Origin of the sequence: Agromyces sp. Soil535, assembly GCF_001428255.1 — a bacterium.
Classification (GTDB): domain Bacteria; phylum Actinomycetota; class Actinomycetes; order Actinomycetales; family Microbacteriaceae; genus Agromyces.
Genome location: NZ_LMRW01000023.1, coordinates 222,747 through 238,653, shown reverse-complemented (window position 1 = coordinate 238,653; position 15,907 = coordinate 222,747). Strand labels below are relative to the sequence as shown.

Here is a 15,907-nt window from a genome sequence, read left to right as displayed (position 1 = left end):
CGAAGAATCGAGGATCAGTGCGCTCGTCACTCGCGCTCATCGCCACGGCCGGCCTCGTCGCCGTGGCCCTCTCCGGTTGCACGCCCGCGCCCGCCGCCCCCGAGGCGACGTCCGGCCAGTCGTCCGACGCCGTCGTGGTGTCGGGCGACTTCGGCGAGAAGCCGCGCGTGAAGTTCCCCGCGCCACTCGCCCCCGGGGAGACGCAGTGCACCGAGGTGATCGCGGGCGACGGGGAGCGGCTCCAGGAGGGCCAGCAGGCGATGATCGGCCTCGCCGTGTACAACGGCGCGAACGGCGAGACGCTGCAGGAGCCCACCGGCTTCGGCGACGAGGACCAGATCCCGCTCGTGGTCTCCGACTCGACCCTGCCCGGCCTCAAGAAGGCGCTGACGTGCGCCAGCGTGGGGTCACGGGTCGCCGTCGTCGTGCCGCCGGAGGACGCCTTCGGCGACGAGGGCAACGCATCGCTCAACATCGCCCCCGATGACAGCCTCGTGTTCGTGATCGACGTGCAGCGCGCCTTCCCGGCCCGCGCCGAGGGGACGCCGCGCCTCAGCCGCGACGGCTTCCCGGCCGTGGTGCTCGCACCCGACGGGCGTCCCGGCATCACGGTGCCGAAGAGCGATCCGCCGAAGGAACTGCAGACCGAGGTGCTGAAGCAGGGTTCCGGCGAAGTCGTGGAAGAGGGCGACTCGGTGGTCGTGCACTACACGGGCGTCCTGTGGGACGGCAACACCGTCTTCGACTCCTCGTGGAAGAGCGGTGCGCCGACGACGTTCGTCGTGAGCACGGGCGACGACGCGCAGGTGATCCCGGGCTTCGCGAACGCGATCATCGGCCAGCAGGTCGGCTCGCAGATCGGCGTCATCGTGCCGCCGTCGGAAGGGTACGGCGACCAGGGCAACGAGCAGGTGCCGGCCGGTTCGACGCTGTTCTTCGTGATCGACATCCTGGGCGTCATCTGAGCCGGCGCAGGCGGTCGGACGCCGCCCGCGGTTCAGTATGATCGCACGTGTGTCGGGTGCATCGCGCAAGGGTGAGCCGAGGATCCCGGTCGAAGATCGGCTCTTCAGCCTCGTGCTGGCGCTGCTCGCCACCGAGACCGGCCTCCTGAAGGCGGAGATCCTCTCGTCGGTGCGCGGCTACGCCGAGCGCTATGACGAGTCGGGTCAGAACGCGAACCTCGAGCGCCAGTTCGAGCGAGACAAGGACGACATCCGCGAGCTCGGCATCCCGCTCGAGACCGTGGAGTCGCCGGATCGCCCGGGCGACAACCAGGCGCTTCGATACCGCATCCCCAAGGGCCAGTACGACCTGCCCGAGGAGGTGCGCTTCACGCCCGACGAGCTCGCCCTGCTCGGTCTCGCTGCGGAGGTCTGGCGCGAGGCCTCGCTCTCGTCGGACTCCCAGCGGGCCCTCACCAAGCTGCGGTCGCTCGGCATCGAGCCGCGCGAGCCCGTGATCGGCTACGCCCCGAGGCTGCGGGTGCGCGACGCCGCGTTCGAGCCGCTGCGCCAGGCGCTCGACCGCCGCCAGACGGTGCGGTTCCGGTACTTCAAGCCGGGCGAACCGGCGCCGCGCGAACGCATCGTCGACCCGCTGGCGGTGGTGCTCCACGAGGGCCGCTGGCACCTGCACGGCTTCGACCGCAACGCAGGCGGCCCCCGCACCTTCCTCCTCTCGCGCATCATCGGCAAGGTCGAGCCGGTGCCCGGACTGACGTTCGACGCGCCGCCACCCGGCATCCAGGATCGCATCCTCGCCGAGCTCGACGAGCTCCGGCTCCGGAACGCGGCCGACCTCGCGGTCACTGCAGGCAGCGACGCCGAGGTGCGCCTCGGCAAGCGCGCCGTGCTGCGCGACGAGGACGCGGGCGTCATCCGGCTCCACTACACGGATGCCGCGGTGTTCGCCGACGAGCTCGCCGCCTACGGCCCCGAGGTGCGCGTGATCAGCCCTGCCTCGCTCCGCGACGCGGTGCGCGAGCGCCTCGCGGCGGTCGTCGCCGCCCATCGCGACGGGGGAGCGGCATGATGGCCAAGCGCGCGAAGCCGCTGAAGGCGCCAGACAAGCTCGTGTTCCTGCTGTCGTTCGTGCCGTACCTGCTGGAGCGGCGCGTCGTCGACGTGGCAGAGGCCGCCCAGCACTTCGGCATGACCGAGGCCGAGATCCGCGATGCAGTCCGCCTCATCGCGACGTCGGGCCTGCCGGGTTCGACGGGCACCTACCAGCCGAACGACCTGTTCGACATCGACTGGGACTCCTTCGAGGACGACGATGTCATCGTGATCGTGCACCACGTCGCGATCGACGACGCCCCGCGGCTCTCGGCGCGCGAGGCAGCAGCGCTCATGGCCGGCCTGCAGTACCTCTCCGCATCGCCCGAGAGCGCCGGGAGCGCGTCGCTCGCCTCGCTCAAGGCGAAGCTCGCGGCGGGGGCCTCTTCGGCGCCGAGCCGACTGGCGGTCGCCGAGACCGAGGCCGACGCGTCGCTCGCCGTGATCCGCGAAGCCGTGGCCGAGGGGCGCCAGGTCGAGTTCGACTACCTGAACGCCCGCGGAGAACGGGGCCGGCGTCGCGCGGATCCGCTGCGGATCATCTCGCAGGATGCCGACTGGTACCTGCAGGCGTACTGCCACACGCGGGAGGACGTGCGGAACTTCCGCGTCGACCGCATGAGCGACCTCGTGCTCACCGACGAGCCGATCGGCGACCACTCGCATCGCGTCGTGCCCGACACCCTGTTCCAGAGCTCGGACTCCGACCTCGCCGTGGTGGTCGACGTGGCGCCGTCGACCCTGCCGCTGCTGGCCGACTACCTCGCCGACTCGCGAGCCCGCGAGGTCGACGGGCGACTGCGGGTCACGCTGAGGCTCTCGCACGTGCATGGGCTGAAGCGCCTCGTCGCAGGCCTTCCGGGCCTCGTCACCGTGGTCGCGCCCGCCGAGGCGAGGGCGGCGGTCGCGGAATGGGCGGCGGCCGGACTGGCGGGCTACGCGGGCCGCGAGGCATCCGACGACGACCCTCGCGGAACCGGCGCCACCGACGGTTCAACCTGACCTCGAACGGTCGGCCGACACCCGATTCGGTCGACGGGCACGTGCGGCAGGTAGACTGTCGCCAAGATCCCCCCGGAGAACGGACGAACACCTATGTGGCAAGGCTTCACTGGTTGGCACGCGCTGATCATCCTCGTGGTCATCCTGCTGCTCTTCGGCGCCCCGAAGCTCCCGGCGCTCGCCCGTAGCCTCGGGCAGTCGATGAAGATCCTGAAGAGCGAGGTTCGCCCCGACAAGGACGAGGCGGGCACGACCGAGGCCGCGGCGGCCGACGCGAACACCACGGCCGCGACGGCGAGCAGCACCGCGACCGACACGACCGCCGGGCAGGCCAAGACCGACGAGGCCGATTCCGGCAAGAGCCGCTGATTCCGATGTCCGCGGTGAAGGATCGCGGGGAGAAGAACCGCGAGAAGCGCATGTCGCTCGGTGCGCATCTCATCGAGCTGCGCAAGCGCCTCTTCATCTCGGCCATCGCCATCGTCGTCGGCGCCGGGCTCGGCTGGTGGCTCACCAACGCCTTCGTGTGGAACGCGATCCAGGAGCCCGTGAACCGGGTCGCCGAGGCGCAGGGCAACGACACGGCGATCATCTTCCCGACCATTTCGAGCGCGTTCGACCTGCAGTTGCAGATCGCCTTCACGCTCGGGCTCGTGATCTCGAGCCCGGTGTGGCTCTACCAGGTGTTCGCGTTCCTGGTGCCGGGACTGAACACGCGCGAGCGCAAGTTCACGTTCGTCTTCTTCGTCACGGCGATCCCGCTGTTCTTCGCGGGCTGCGCGGCGGGCTGGTTCGTGCTGCCGAACATCGTGAGGCTCATGACGAGCTTCGTGCCGGAGGGCGGCCAGTCGCTGCTGACGGCGAAGGAGTACGTCGACTTCGTGTTGAAGCTCGTGGTCGCGATCGGCATCGCGTTCGTCGTACCGGTCTTCATCGTGCTCCTGAACTTCGCGGGCATCATCAGCGCGGCGTCGATCATCAAGTCGTGGCGGGTGGCGATCCTCGTGATCGTGCTCTTCACCGCGATCGCGACGCCCTCGGCCGACGTCATCTCGATGTTCATGCTGGCGCTCCCGATGGTGGCGCTGTACTTCGCGGCCTGGTTCGTCGCGCACCTGCGCGATCGCCGTGTGGAGCGCCGGAACCGCCTGGAGTTCGAAGCCGCTGTCTAGGCTGGAGGGGTGAAGAGCCTTTCCCCGGCCGAGCGATACGCGATCTCACGCGAGCAGCGCCGGAAGCCCCGACTCGTCGAGTTCACGTCGAGGCTGCGCTTCGACCTGGATCCGTTCCAGCGCGCCGCTTGCGCCGCGCTCGACGAGGGGCGGAGCGTGCTCGTCGCCGCGCCCACCGGTGCGGGCAAGACGGTGGTCGCCGAGTTCTCGGTGTTCCTCGCCATGCAGGAGCCTGGGGCGAAGGTCTTCTACACGACGCCGATCAAGGCGCTCAGCAACCAGAAGTACCAGGAGCTCGCCGATGAATGGGGCGCCGCAGAGGTGGGCCTGCTCACCGGCGACACGAACGTGAACTCCGGCGCCCGCATCGTGGTCATGACCACCGAGGTGCTGCGGAACATGCTCTACGCGGACTCGCCGCTGCTCGACCGGCTGGCGTACGTGGTGATGGACGAAGTGCACTACCTCGCCGACCGGTTCCGCGGTGCGGTCTGGGAAGAGGTCATCATCCACCTGCCCGAGGAGGTGCGGCTCGTCTCCCTCTCGGCCACCGTGTCGAACGCGGAGGAGTTCGGCGACTGGCTCCAGGCGGTGCGCGGCGACACCGACGTCATCGTCTCGGAGGACCGGCCCGTGCCGCTCGAGCAGCACGTGCTCGTGAAGGCCAAGATGCTCGACCTGTTCGACTCATCCGGGCTGGCGGCCACGAACCGGGTCAATCCCGAGCTCCAGCGCCTCGCCCGCGCCGGCGGCCGCTCGATCTCCTCGCGCTCGGCGCGAGGGCGCCGCGGCGGCGACCGGGGCCGCTACCACCAGCCGACGCCGGGCGGCGGCCGCGTCGAGCGCCCGGAGGTGATCGAGCTGCTCCACGGCAAGCACCTGCTGCCGGCAATCGTGTTCATCTTCTCGCGTGCGGGATGCGACCAGGCGGTCCGCCAGGTGCTCCGTTCCGGCATCCGCCTCACCGAATCGTCCGAGCGCGATGAGATCCGCGCGATCGTCGAGGAGCGAGCACGGATGCTGCGCGACGAGGACCTCGCCGTGCTCGGTTATTGGGAGTGGCTGGAGGGCCTGCAGCGCGGCGTGGCGGCGCACCACGCCGGCATGCTGCCGGCCTTCAAGGAGGTCGTCGAGGAGCTCTTCCAGCTGAAGCTCCTGAAGGTGGTCTTCGCCACCGAGACGCTCGCCCTGGGCGTCAACATGCCGGCGCGATCCGTGGTGCTCGAGAAGCTCGAGAAGTTCAACGGCGAGGCGCGCGTGCCGATCACGCCGGGGGAGTACACCCAGCTCACCGGGCGGGCCGGACGCCGTGGCATCGACGTCGAGGGGCATTCGGTGATCCAGTGGGTCGACGGCCTCGACCCCGAGGCGGTCGCCGCGCTCGCGTCCCGGCGCAGCTACCCGCTGAACTCGAGCTTCAAGCCGACCTACAACATGGCGGTGAACCTCGTCGACCAGTTCGGCCGCGAACGCACGAGGCAGATCCTCGAGCTGTCGTTCGCGCAGTTCCAGGCCGACCGTGCCGTGGTCGACCTCGCGCGCACCCTGCGGAAGCAGGAGGAGTCGATGGCGGGATTCGAGGAGGCGATGCGCTGCCACCTCGGCGACTTCGGCGAGTATGCGGCGATCCGGCGACGTATCGGTGAGCTCGAGCGGCAGGCCTCGAAGGGCAACCCGACGCACGCGCAGCGGGAGCGGATGCAGCGCGAGCTCGTCGAGGCCCGCAAGACGATGCGGGCGCATCCGTGCCACGGCTGTGCGGAGCGCGAGCAGCACGCTCGTTGGGCGGAACGGTGGTGGCGGCTCGAGCAGGAGCACGATCGGCTGTCGCGGCAGATCCGGACCCGCACCGGTCAGGTGGCAAAGCGCTTCGACCGGGTCGCCGAGGTGCTCGAGACGCTCGGATACCTCGAGCGCGACCGCCATGGGTCCCTCGTGTCGACGTCGGCGGGCCGCATCCTGAAGCGCATCTACGGCGAACGCGACCTGCTCGTGGCGGAGTGCCTGCGGCAAGGGCTGTGGGACGGACTCGACGTGCCGTCGCTCGCGGCCGTCGCCGCAACACTGGTCTACGAACCCCGGCGCGACGACCGCGGCGAGCAGTTCAGGCTGCCCCGCGGCAGGTTCCGCGAGGCGTTCGAGCAGACGACGGATGTCTGGAGCGAGCTCGACGACCTCGAACGGGAGCACCGACTCTCCGGCAGCGACCAGCCCTCGCCTGCGCTCGCCTCGGCGATGCACGCGTGGGCCGGCGGCGCCGGACTGGGCACGGTGCTCACTGACACCGAGCTGGCCGCCGGAGACTTCGTGCGCCTCACGAAGCAGGTGGTCGACCTGCTCGACCAGGTCTCCATCGTGGCCGACGCGGAGCTCGGGGCCACGGCGCGCGCGGCGATCGACGCGGTGCGCCGAGGCGTCGTCGCGTACGGCTCCGTCGCGTGAGTCCACGCTCCGCCGGTCGCCTAGGCTGATCTGGTGCCCGAGAATCCGCGTCCGCTGCTGCCTCTCTGGGTCGCGGTGCTCGCATCCATCGCCGGCGGGCTCGTCTACGACCTCGGGTTCCCGGGCGCGAGCATCTGGCCGCTCGCCTTCGTGGGCATCGCCCTTGCGCTCGTCAGCCTGATCGGGCGCGGCGCGTGGTCGGCCGTGCTCGTGGGCTTCGCCTTCGGTCTCGCGTTCTACCTGCAGCAGGTCTCGTGGACGTCCCTCTACCTCGGTCCGGTGCCATGGCTCGCGCTGTCGATCCTCGAGTCGTTGTTCTTGGCCGGCGGCGCGGTGCTCATCACGCTCGCCTACCGCTGGGTGCCGCGGGCGAGCACCTCGAGGTGGGTGCGCCTCGTCTGGCTCCCATTGCTCGTGGCGGGCCTGTGGTGCGTGCGGGAGGCGGCGACCGGGACGCTCCCGTACGGCGGGTTCCCATGGGGGCGGGCGGCGCTCAGCCAATCCGAGAGCCCGTTCGCCCACGTCGTCTCGTGGGTCGGGTCGACGGGCCTCGGATTCATCATGGTCGCCCTCGTCGCGGGCGTCATCGAGTGGGTGCGGCTGCGCGGGTGGCAGGACCTGCGCTCGGCGGTGCCGATGGCGGCGCTCGCGCTCGTCGCGCTGCTCGTGCCCGCGTGGCCGACCACCACCACCGGGGAGCTCCGGGTGGCGAGCGTGCAGGGCAACGGCCCCGCCGGGTACTTCGACGAACGCGCGCAGGGCGACGTACTCGAGGCGCAGCTCGAGGCCACGGAGCCCATCCTCGACGAGCCGGGCATCGACGTGCTGCTCTGGCCCGAGGGCGGGTCCGATATCGACCCCACGCGGAGCGGCGACGTCGCTGAGATCTTCGATTCGCTGAGCGAACAGCTCGACGCACCGCTGGTACTGAACACGGTGACCACCCGCGACGACGAGTTCTTCAACACCTCGCTGCTGTGGCGGGCCGGCGAGGGGGCGGTCGACAGCTACGACAAGCGCAATCCGGTGCCGTTCGGCGAGTACATCCCCGATCGGTGGTTCTACGAGGCGCTCGCTCCCGATCTCATCGGCCTGATCCAGCGCGGCTACTCGCCTGGCACCAACCCGCCCGTATTCGACCTCGGGGAGGCGGTGACCGGCCTGGCGATCTGCTTCGACGTGATCTACGACGAGCTGATCTGGGAGGGCGCGCGCCACGGCGCAGACCTCTACATGTTCCAGACGAACAACGCGGACTTCCGCGGCACCGACGAGAACCAGCAGCAGCTGGCGATCGCACGTCTGCGAGCGATCGAGACCGGGCGTTCGGTCGTCAACATCTCGACGGTGGGCACGAGCCAGGTGATCGACCCGGGCGGTCGCACGGTCGACGCGGTGCCCGCCTACGAGCCGGGCGCGATGATCACCGATGTCGAACTGCGCGAAGGGCTCACGCCGTCCGTCGTGATGGGCAGCTGGGTTCCCGCCGTCATCGTGCTGGCGTCGCTCGGCGGCCTGGTGGCCGCGGGCATTCTCGCGCGGCGTCGCTCACGTGGCGACGTCGGTGGCGAGGCATCCGACCTGTCGGGTCAGGCGCCGATCTTCTGATGGCCGCGGCGCGCGCGAAGGTACGCGAGTCGCTCCTCGAGCAACTCCTCGAGCTCGGCGCGGGTGCGGCGCTCGAGCAGCATGTCCCAGTGAGTGCGGGCGACCTTCTCGCCCGAGCGGTCGATCTCGACCGGCTTGGAGTCGACGAGGAGGGTCGCGGCTGCACCGCAGTACTTGCACTCCCAGGTCTCGGGAAGCTCTGCCTCGGTCGAGAACGTCATCACGGTCTCGCGGCCGCACGTCTCACAGCGGTAGGTGTAGTCGGCACGGTCGGCGAAGATCACGCCGTCCTCGCTCTGCAGGCTCTGCGCGCCGATTCGCATGCCCCGAAGGCTCCGGTCCGCCATGGCGTACTCCTCTCGATCGTCTACAGGTATAAACGATCAAGCTGGGCATTCCCTTTCCGAGGACTGGGGGATTGCCGGGGAATTCTCAGCTTCGAGCGGCGATGAGCGGGAGGGCGAGGTCGGCGCGGTCGGTGACGAGCCCGTCGACCCCGAGGTCGAGGAGCCGGGTCATGTCGGCGGGGTCGTTCACGGTCCAGACGTGCACCTCCGCGCCGGCGCGATGCACCGCCTCCACGAAGCGAGGAGTGACGAGCCGAACGGGGCCGACCCGCTCGGGGACCTGCAGGGCCGCCGCGCCGTGGAGTGCGCCGGCGAGCCTGCGAGGCCAGAGGAGTGACGCGAGTCGGGCACGGATGACGCCGGCACGGCCGGCCGACGTGACCGCGTCGGGCACGAGCCCTGCGAGTCGGCGCCGTCGGCCGTCGGAGAAGCTCGTGAGGAGCACGCGTGACGCCGACCCTGTGCGTGCGAGGGCGGCCACGGTGGGATCGACGGCGCCCTCGACCTTCACGTCGATGTTGAACCGCAGCTCCCCGAACCCGTCGAGCGCCTCCTCGAGCGAGCAGAACCCCTGTGCGTGCCCGAGCTCGACGCGTCGAAGCTCGCCCATCGTGAGCTCCGACACGTCGACGTCGCGACCGGCCACCCTCTTGAGCGTCGGGTCGTGCGCGACGACCGCGACGCCGTCGCGGGACACGTGCACGTCGGTCTCGAGGTACGCCGCGCCGATAGCGACCGCCTTCGCGAAGGCGAGCATGGTGTTCTCAGGCGCGTCGGGCGCGAGGCCGCGGTGTGCGAGCACCCGCGGCCTCGGCGGATCGAAGTACGTCGACTCCACGCTGCGTCAGGGTCGGTCGGTGGGCGAGATCCGCGTCGACGGGTCGGCAGGCGGGGCATCCGTCGGTGCCCCCGACTGCGGCGTGAACGCCTTGCCGATGCCCTTCAGCGCCTCGGTGAGCTCACTCGGGATGATCCACAGCTTGTTGGCCTGGCCCTCCGCCAGCTGCGGCAGCATCTGCAGGTACTGGTAGCTGAGCAGCTTGGGATCGGGGTCGCCCTTGTGAATGGCGTCGAAGACGGTGAGGATCGCCTCCGCCTCGCCCTGCGCGCGCAGCACCGCGGCCTTCGCATCGCCCTCGGCCTGGAGGATCGCGGCCTGCCGGGCGCCCTCGGCAGTGAGGATCTGCGACTGCTTCGTGCCCTCGGCGGTCAGGATGAGCGCACGCCGGTCGCGCTCGGCGCGCATCTGCTTCTCCATCGAGTCCTGGATGGAGAGGGGCGGGTCGATCGCCTTCAGCTCCACCCGCGAGACGCGGATGCCCCACTTGCCGGTCGCCTCGTCGAGCACGATGCGCAGCTGGCCGTTGATGTTGTCGCGGCTGGTGAGGGCCTCTTCGAGGTTGAGGCCGCCGACCACGTTGCGGAGGGTCGTGGTCGTCAGTTGCTCCACCGCCCCGAGGTAGTTCGCGATCTCGTAGGTGGCCGCCCGGGCATCCGTGACCTGGAAGTAGACGACCGTGTCGATCGAGACCACGAGGTTGTCCTCGGTGATCACCGGCTGCGGCGGGAACGAGACCACCGTCTCGCGCAGGTCGACGAGCGGGCGGAGCCGATCGATGAACGGCACCAGCAGGTTCAGTCCGGGCGTGAGGGTCTTGTGGTACCGGCCGAGTCGCTCGACGACGCCGGCGTAGGCCTGCGGGATGATGCGGATCGATCGCGCGAGGATCACGATCACGAAGATGGCGATGGCCGCGACGACGACCACGCCGATGATGGTGGAGACTTCGATCACTGGGGGGTGCTCCTCTCAACGGGCACGACGACCGCCGTCGCGCCATCGATGCCGGTGACGAGCACGCGCTGGCCCACCGCGACATCCACCTGCTCGGTGATGGGGGAGAGGCGCGCCGTCCAGATCTCTCCATTCTGGAGACGAACCTGGCCGCCCGACGGCGTAACCGTGCGAACGACCGAGCCGTCGGCCCCGATGAGCGCGTCGATGTTGCTGCGGGCCGGGTCGCCGCCGCGCCTCAGCAGCCGAAGCAGCGGCGGTCGCAGCGTGAGGATGAGCGCGACCGCGACGACTGCGGCGATGATGAACTGCGCCCACCAGGGGATGCCGAAGAGTCCGGACAGCAGACCGGCGACGCTGCCGAGGGCAAGCATGAGGAACGTCATCTCGAGCGTGAAGACCTCGATCGTCGCGAACACGAGGATCAGGACCAACCAGACGATCCACGCGTACTGGGTCAGCACATCCAAATTCGGTCTCCTTCGCACGCACCCCGGTTCGAAACTAGCAGGGCGGATGCCGCGGCGGGGGAGTTGATAGTCTCGGTTCGGCGCCCCGCCAGGACCGTCCGTCCGCACCAGAAGCCACGAGGAGTCCCTGCCGTGACCAACCCACTCGCCCCCGGATCGCTCGACGGTCGCGTCGCACTCGTCACGGGCTCGTCGCGCGGCATCGGCGCCGACACCGTGCGGTACCTCGCAGGGGCGGGCGCGGCGGTGGTCGTCAACTACCGCAGCAAGGCCCCGCGGGCCGAGAAGGTCGCCGCCGAGATCACCGAGGCGGGCGGCCGCGCCATCGCAGTCGGGGCCGACCTCACCGACGCGGCATCCGTCGCCGAGATGTTCGAGCGCACCGCCGCCGAATTCGGCCCGATCGACATCGTCGTCCTGAATGCCTCGGGCGGCATGGAGTCGGGCATGGGGGAGGACTACGCGATGCGGCTCAACCGCGACGCGCAGGTCAACGTCGTCGAGGGCGCGCTGCCGCACCTCGCAGACGGCGCCCGCATCGTATTCGTCACGAGCCACCAGGCGCACTTCATCCGCACCACCCCCACGATGCCCGAATACGAGCCCGTGGCACTGTCCAAGCGCGCCGGCGAGGACGCGCTGCGCGCCAAGCTGCCCGAGTTCGACGCATCCGGCGTCGAGTTCGTGGTGGTGTCGGGCGACATGATCGAGGGCACGATCACCGCCACGTTGCTCGAGCGCGCGAACCCGGGCGCCATCGCCGCCCGCAAGGAGGACGCCGGGCGCCTCTACAACGTGTCGGAGTTCGCCGCGGAGGTGGCGTCGGCCGTCGTCGACCCTGTTCCGGCCGACCACACCCGCTACGTGGGTGACACGTCGGGCTTCACTCGCGAGGACTAGGCCGCGCATCGGCCATGGCGAACGGCCGGTTCCGGAGCGGTGCGCGCTCCGGAACCGGCCTTCGTCGTCGATCGGTCCCTACGCGGCTGCAGCAGCGCTCGCGCCCCGGCCGAACGTGAAGGCACGCACGATCTGCACGATGCCGAGCACGATCAGGCCGATGCCCGCGATGATGAAGAGCACGACCGTTCCCCACAGCGGCGAGAACAGCAACACGATGCCGGCGACGATGCTCAGGATGCCGAAGAAGATCGCCCACCCCCTCGACGGCGCATCGCCCGACTGCACGAGTGCGACGACCCCTTCGACGATCCACAGGATGCCGATGAGGAGGCCGAAGAACACCGCGAGCAGTTCGGCCGCGGCCTGGACGTTCGCGAGGGCGAGGATGCCGCCGATCACGAACAGGATCCCGAGGATGATGTCGAGCGTCCTTGCCCCGCCCGAGATGCCCCTGGAGAAGATGCCGAGGCCTGCGTACGCGAGCCCGGCGATGATGAAGTAGATACCCAGGATCACGGTGATCACGAGGAGGGAGTTCTTCGGCCAGAACGTGATCAGGATGCCGACGATGAGCGCGACGGCGCCCGTGATCCCGAGGGTCGTGCGCACGGTGTTGATCGCGGACTTCGACAGTTCCGCTGAGTCCAGCGTGAACGCGGCGAACCCCATATTGGACTGCGGCGTAGACATGAGATGCCCTTCCTTTTGAACGACGACGTGGTGCGTTGCAGGAGTCAGGCTATTCCTCCATGGCGGCTGAGTGTCGGATGTGAGGGCGCGCGTCCTCGTCGATTTGTCGGCGGGCGCATCGTCCACCGCGAGAACGGCGAGGGCTATGCTGCGAGCATGTCTCGGATGCGTGCTCCGTTCGCAGTGACCATCATCGTGGCCGCCGTGGCACTGGCCGGCTGCGCGACGTCGCCCGGCGATGAGCCGATCGATCCCGTCGGCACGTGGATCGAGTCCACCGACGAGGATGCGCCCTCACTCACGCTCGACGAGGGCGGCGTGCTCAGCGGAACCGACGGGTGCAACCGCCTGTCGGGCTCATGGCGGCTCGAGGACGACGACATCGTGTACTTCGACTCCGTGGCATCGACCCGGATGGCGTGCCCCGACGTCGACACCTGGCTCGACGGGCTGAGCCAGGCGACGATCTCCGGTTCGACGATGACGATCCTCGGGAGCGACGGCGCCCAGATCGGCCAGCTCGAGCGCAGCGGCGATTCCGGCTGATCGTCAGGGCTGCGACTGCTCGGCGGCTCGTCGCACATGACTTCGCGCATGCTCCACCGCGGGCTTGAGCTCGTCGAACAGGTGGTTCTGGTGCCGCAGCGATGCGATCACGCCGACGCGCTCCGCGAGTCGCAGGTGGCGGGTCTGGATTCCCTTCACGAGCACGGTCACCCCGCGGCGTTCGAGGGCGGTGATCAGTTCGGTGATCACCTGCGCGCCGGTGGCATCGAGGATCTGCAGCTGCGACATCCGGATGACGACGACCTCGATGTCGCGGATGTCGCCGACGCGCTCGAGCATGCGCTCGGCGGCGCCGAAGAACAGCGCGCCCTCGAGCCGGAACAGGGCGATGCGCTCGTCGCCGGGCTCGGCCGGGCCGGGCAGCTCCTCGCGATGCACCCCGCTCGAGCGGGCGAGGGCGCGCAGGGCGAAGAACGCGGCTGCGGCGATCCCGATGAGCACGGCGTAGATGAGGTCGAAGCTCACCGTGATGACGGCGGTGACGACGAACACGATGGCGTCGGCGCGGGTGGAACCGACGACGGTGCGCACGGTCGCGATCGAGATCATGCGGAACGCGGTGACCATGAGCACCCCCGCGAGCGCGGCGAGCGGGATGCGCGCGACGATCGCCGCCCCGAATGACACGACGCCGAGGAGCAGGACCGCGTGGGTGATCGCCGCGAGCCGGGTGCGACCACCTGAGCGCACGTTCACCGCGGTACGGGCGATCGCCCCGGTCGCCGGCATGCCGCCGAAGAACCCGGAGGCGATCGACGCCAGTCCCTGGCCGACGAGCTCCCGGTCGGCGTCGTACGGGCCGGTATCGGAGATCGACGCGGCGACCCGCGCCGAGAGGAGCGACTCGATCGCCGCGAGGGCCGCGATGGCGAGGGCGGGGCCGGCGAGGCTGGCGAGCGTCACCCAGTCGGCGGTCGGCAACGTCGGGGCAGGGAGTCCCGCGGGCAGCTGGCCGATCGTGTCGACGGGCAGGCCGGCGACGGCCGTGATGATGCTGACCACGACGATCGCCACGATGGAGCCCGGGAAGCGCGGGTGGATCCGAGGGGCGAGGACCATGATCGCCGCGACGACCGCGACGATCCCGAGCGTCCAGCCGACTTCGGGCCAGCTCGCGCTCGGCACGGCCCCGACCGCGGCGAGGAACGCGTTGGGGCTCGGCCAGGGGTCGGCGCCGATGGCCGCAGGAACCTGCTGCAGGAAGATGATGATCGCGATGCCGAGGGTGAAGCCCTCGATCACCGGCCAGGGAATGTACGTGACCGCGCGGCCAAGCCGAAGTACGCCGGCGACGATCACGATGAATCCCGCGAGTACGCACAGCACGGCCAGCACCCCGACGCCGTTCGCGGCGATGATCGGGCCGAGCACGACGACCATCGCGCCGGTCGGCCCCGACACCTGCACGTTCGAGCCGCCGAACACGGCAGCGACCAGCCCGGCGACGATCGCGGTCACGAGACCGCTCTCGGCGCCGGCGCCCGAGCTCACCCCGAAGGCGAGTGCGAGCGGCAGCGCGACGATGCCGACCGTGACCCCGGCCGCCAGGTCGCCGCGCCACGTGCGTCCCAGCCCTCGGTAGTCGGATGCCGCGGGCGCGAGGCTGCGCACGGCGGCCGCGGCGCGCTGCCATCGAGCGCGCGAGACGGATGCCACGGGGGAGTCGCCCATCGGTGCGTCCCCTCCGGGATCGGCGCCCGTGGAGGTGTCGTCGCTCACGTCGTCACGCTCACGGGAGGGATCTCGGGCAGCCCGTCCTGCTCGACGAGCTGGCGCTGGGTGGTCTCGAGGATCTCGCCGAGCAGCGCCCGCGCGACGCGCAGGAGGTCCGCCACCTGCGGATAGGCGAGCCGGTAGTACACGAGGCTTCCGCGCCGGTCCGCGACCACGAGCCGGTTGCGACGAAGGACCGCGAGGTGCTGCGAGAGATGGGAGGCCTCGAGCGAGGTCGCGGTGATGAGTTCCGAAACCGACGCTTCCGGGGCGGCCGAGAGCACCTCGAGGATGCGGATGCGGATGGGGTGCGCGAGCCCCTTGAACAGGCCCGCCTTCACCTCGTAGAGGGGGCGGTTGGGCTCGGATAGCACCGGCATCCTCCTGCGGCTTTACGACTTGATCAAACCATCATGCCACGCTCGGCTGCGGACTCGCACGACGCGGAGAGCGGAGAGGGATGGGGACCGCGAAACACACGTCGAGGAGCCGCCGAGCACCTGACGGTCGACTCCCGGCGGCTCTTCGGCTGTCGTATCAGGGCACGACGGTGTACCGGGCGACCGCCACCTCACGAGCGCCGGCGATCTCCTCTGCCGTCGCGGTGCCGGATGAGTCGATGGCTTCGACCCACCGATCAATCGACCCACGGTTGAACCCGACGACCTCGGGGGAGTTCGCCGCTTCCAGCGGGTCGCCGACCGCCTCTCCGCGCAGGTGGATGCCGAGCCCGAGCAGGGCCCCGTCCCAACCCGGCCCTACGAAGAGCGCCCCAGCCCCGCTCCCGGCCATCGCCAGCGGAACGGTGTGCGTGAGTTCGACGGTCGTCTCGGCGCCGGACTCGGAGAGACCGACTTCGACGACGCTGTCAGGGCCGCCGAAGGTCACCTGGAGCCGAGTCGGCCGGTCGCACTGACGGATCTCGCCGCCTGCATTGCCCTCGAACTGAAAGCTGCCTCCAATCCTCAGATCGCCACTGATCGGGTAGAACCAGCGGGGGAGGCGCTCGGGGTTGGTCAAGGCGTCCCAGACATCATCTGCGTCGGCCTCGTACGTACGGGCAAGCTTCAGCGAAACGGTCTCGCCGCCGTCGTCGCGCACGACGTCGCGGTGGATGGCGGCGAGTTCTTCGAACATGTCG

At 69.9% G+C, this 15,907-nt stretch carries 17 protein-coding genes; 9 read left to right on the top strand and 8 right to left on the bottom strand.

The window, feature by feature from the left end; all coding sequences use genetic code 11:
• The first annotated feature begins 17 nt into the window (after nt 1–17).
• The 7 genes from ASG80_RS14145 to lnt all read left to right on the top strand — a co-directional run bounded on the left by ASG80_RS14145 (nt 18) and on the right by lnt (nt 8,281).
• The gene (locus ASG80_RS14145) at nt 18–965 is read left to right on the top strand and encodes an FKBP-type peptidyl-prolyl cis-trans isomerase (protein WP_056731780.1); all 948 of its coding nucleotides are present in this window, start codon (nt 18–20) and stop codon (nt 963–965) included.
• Between the two features lie 49 nt (nt 966–1,014).
• Nucleotides 1,015–2,034 carry a YafY family protein gene (locus ASG80_RS14140; RefSeq protein ID WP_156401856.1) on the top strand — a complete coding sequence of 340 codons (1,020 nt, stop codon included), beginning with the start codon at nt 1,015–1,017 and terminating at the stop codon, nt 2,032–2,034.
• Complete coding sequence (locus ASG80_RS14135; protein WP_235508334.1) at nt 2,031–3,059, top strand: YafY family protein; 1,029 nt, start codon at nt 2,031–2,033, stop codon at nt 3,057–3,059. Before ASG80_RS14140 ends, ASG80_RS14135 begins: the two co-directional genes overlap by 4 nt.
• A 93-nt stretch (nt 3,060–3,152) precedes the next feature.
• Nucleotides 3,153–3,428 (top strand): Sec-independent protein translocase subunit TatA, encoded by a 276-nt coding sequence (gene tatA, locus ASG80_RS14130; protein ID WP_056731774.1) that lies wholly within the window; start codon nt 3,153–3,155, stop codon nt 3,426–3,428.
• 50 nt (nt 3,429–3,478) lie between these two features.
• Nucleotides 3,479–4,231, top strand: coding sequence for a twin-arginine translocase subunit TatC (tatC, locus tag ASG80_RS14125; protein WP_056732171.1), 753 nt, complete (start codon nt 3,479–3,481; stop codon nt 4,229–4,231).
• Nucleotides 4,232–4,240: 9 nt separating this feature from the next.
• The gene (locus ASG80_RS14120) at nt 4,241–6,673 is read left to right on the top strand and encodes an RNA helicase (RefSeq protein WP_056731772.1); all 2,433 of its coding nucleotides are present in this window, start codon (nt 4,241–4,243) and stop codon (nt 6,671–6,673) included.
• A gap of 33 nt (nt 6,674–6,706) precedes the next feature.
• On the top strand, nt 6,707–8,281 hold the full coding sequence (lnt, locus tag ASG80_RS14115; RefSeq protein ID WP_056731770.1) for an apolipoprotein N-acyltransferase: 1,575 nt from the start codon (nt 6,707–6,709) through the stop codon (nt 8,279–8,281).
• On the opposite strand, the gene ASG80_RS14110 is transcribed toward lnt, so the two are convergent.
• The 4 genes from ASG80_RS14110 to ASG80_RS14095 form a co-directional block, all read right to left on the bottom strand.
• On the bottom strand, nt 8,263–8,628 hold the full coding sequence (locus ASG80_RS14110) for an RNA polymerase-binding protein RbpA (RefSeq protein WP_056731768.1): 366 nt from the start codon (nt 8,626–8,628) through the stop codon (nt 8,263–8,265). The two genes, lnt and ASG80_RS14110, sit on opposite strands and share 19 nt — an antisense overlap.
• A gap of 85 nt (nt 8,629–8,713) precedes the next feature.
• Complete coding sequence (locus ASG80_RS14105) at nt 8,714–9,466, bottom strand: glycerophosphodiester phosphodiesterase family protein (protein ID WP_056731766.1); 753 nt, start codon at nt 9,464–9,466, stop codon at nt 8,714–8,716.
• A 6-nt stretch (nt 9,467–9,472) separates the two neighbouring features.
• The gene (locus tag ASG80_RS14100; RefSeq protein ID WP_056731764.1) at nt 9,473–10,423 is read right to left on the bottom strand and encodes an SPFH domain-containing protein; all 951 of its coding nucleotides are present in this window, start codon (nt 10,421–10,423) and stop codon (nt 9,473–9,475) included.
• A complete protein-coding gene (locus ASG80_RS14095; protein WP_235508344.1) occupies nt 10,420–10,887 on the bottom strand; it encodes an NfeD family protein in 468 nt (155 codons plus the stop codon). The genes ASG80_RS14100 and ASG80_RS14095 overlap by 4 nt, the downstream gene beginning before the upstream one ends.
• A 138-nt stretch (nt 10,888–11,025) precedes the next feature.
• On the opposite strand from ASG80_RS14095, the gene ASG80_RS14090 reads away from it, so the two are divergent.
• Nucleotides 11,026–11,793 carry an SDR family oxidoreductase gene (locus ASG80_RS14090; protein WP_056731759.1) on the top strand — a complete coding sequence of 256 codons (768 nt, stop codon included), beginning with the start codon at nt 11,026–11,028 and terminating at the stop codon, nt 11,791–11,793.
• 78 nt (nt 11,794–11,871) lie between these two features.
• Here ASG80_RS14090 and ASG80_RS14085 read toward each other — a convergent pair whose 3' ends face one another.
• Nucleotides 11,872–12,486, bottom strand: a complete 615-nt coding sequence (locus ASG80_RS14085) for an HdeD family acid-resistance protein (protein WP_056731756.1) — start codon at nt 12,484–12,486, stop codon at nt 11,872–11,874.
• 156 nt (nt 12,487–12,642) lie between these two features.
• On the opposite strand from ASG80_RS14085, the gene ASG80_RS14080 reads away from it, so the two are divergent.
• The gene (locus ASG80_RS14080) at nt 12,643–13,032 is read left to right on the top strand and encodes an META domain-containing protein (RefSeq protein WP_162256636.1); all 390 of its coding nucleotides are present in this window, start codon (nt 12,643–12,645) and stop codon (nt 13,030–13,032) included.
• A gap of 3 nt (nt 13,033–13,035) precedes the next feature.
• Here ASG80_RS14080 and ASG80_RS14075 read toward each other — a convergent pair whose 3' ends face one another.
• The 3 genes from ASG80_RS14075 to ASG80_RS14065 form a co-directional block, all read right to left on the bottom strand.
• Nucleotides 13,036–14,724, bottom strand: a complete 1,689-nt coding sequence (locus tag ASG80_RS14075) for a SulP family inorganic anion transporter (RefSeq protein ID WP_200952584.1) — start codon at nt 14,722–14,724, stop codon at nt 13,036–13,038.
• Between the two features lie 44 nt (nt 14,725–14,768).
• Entirely contained in the window at nt 14,769–15,146 is a 378-nt protein-coding gene (locus ASG80_RS14070) for a metalloregulator ArsR/SmtB family transcription factor (RefSeq protein ID WP_056731752.1), read from the bottom strand.
• Between the two features lie 157 nt (nt 15,147–15,303).
• Entirely contained in the window at nt 15,304–15,867 is a 564-nt protein-coding gene (locus ASG80_RS14065; protein WP_235508333.1) for an SRPBCC family protein, read from the bottom strand.
• Nucleotides 15,868–15,907: the final 40 nt, after the last annotated feature.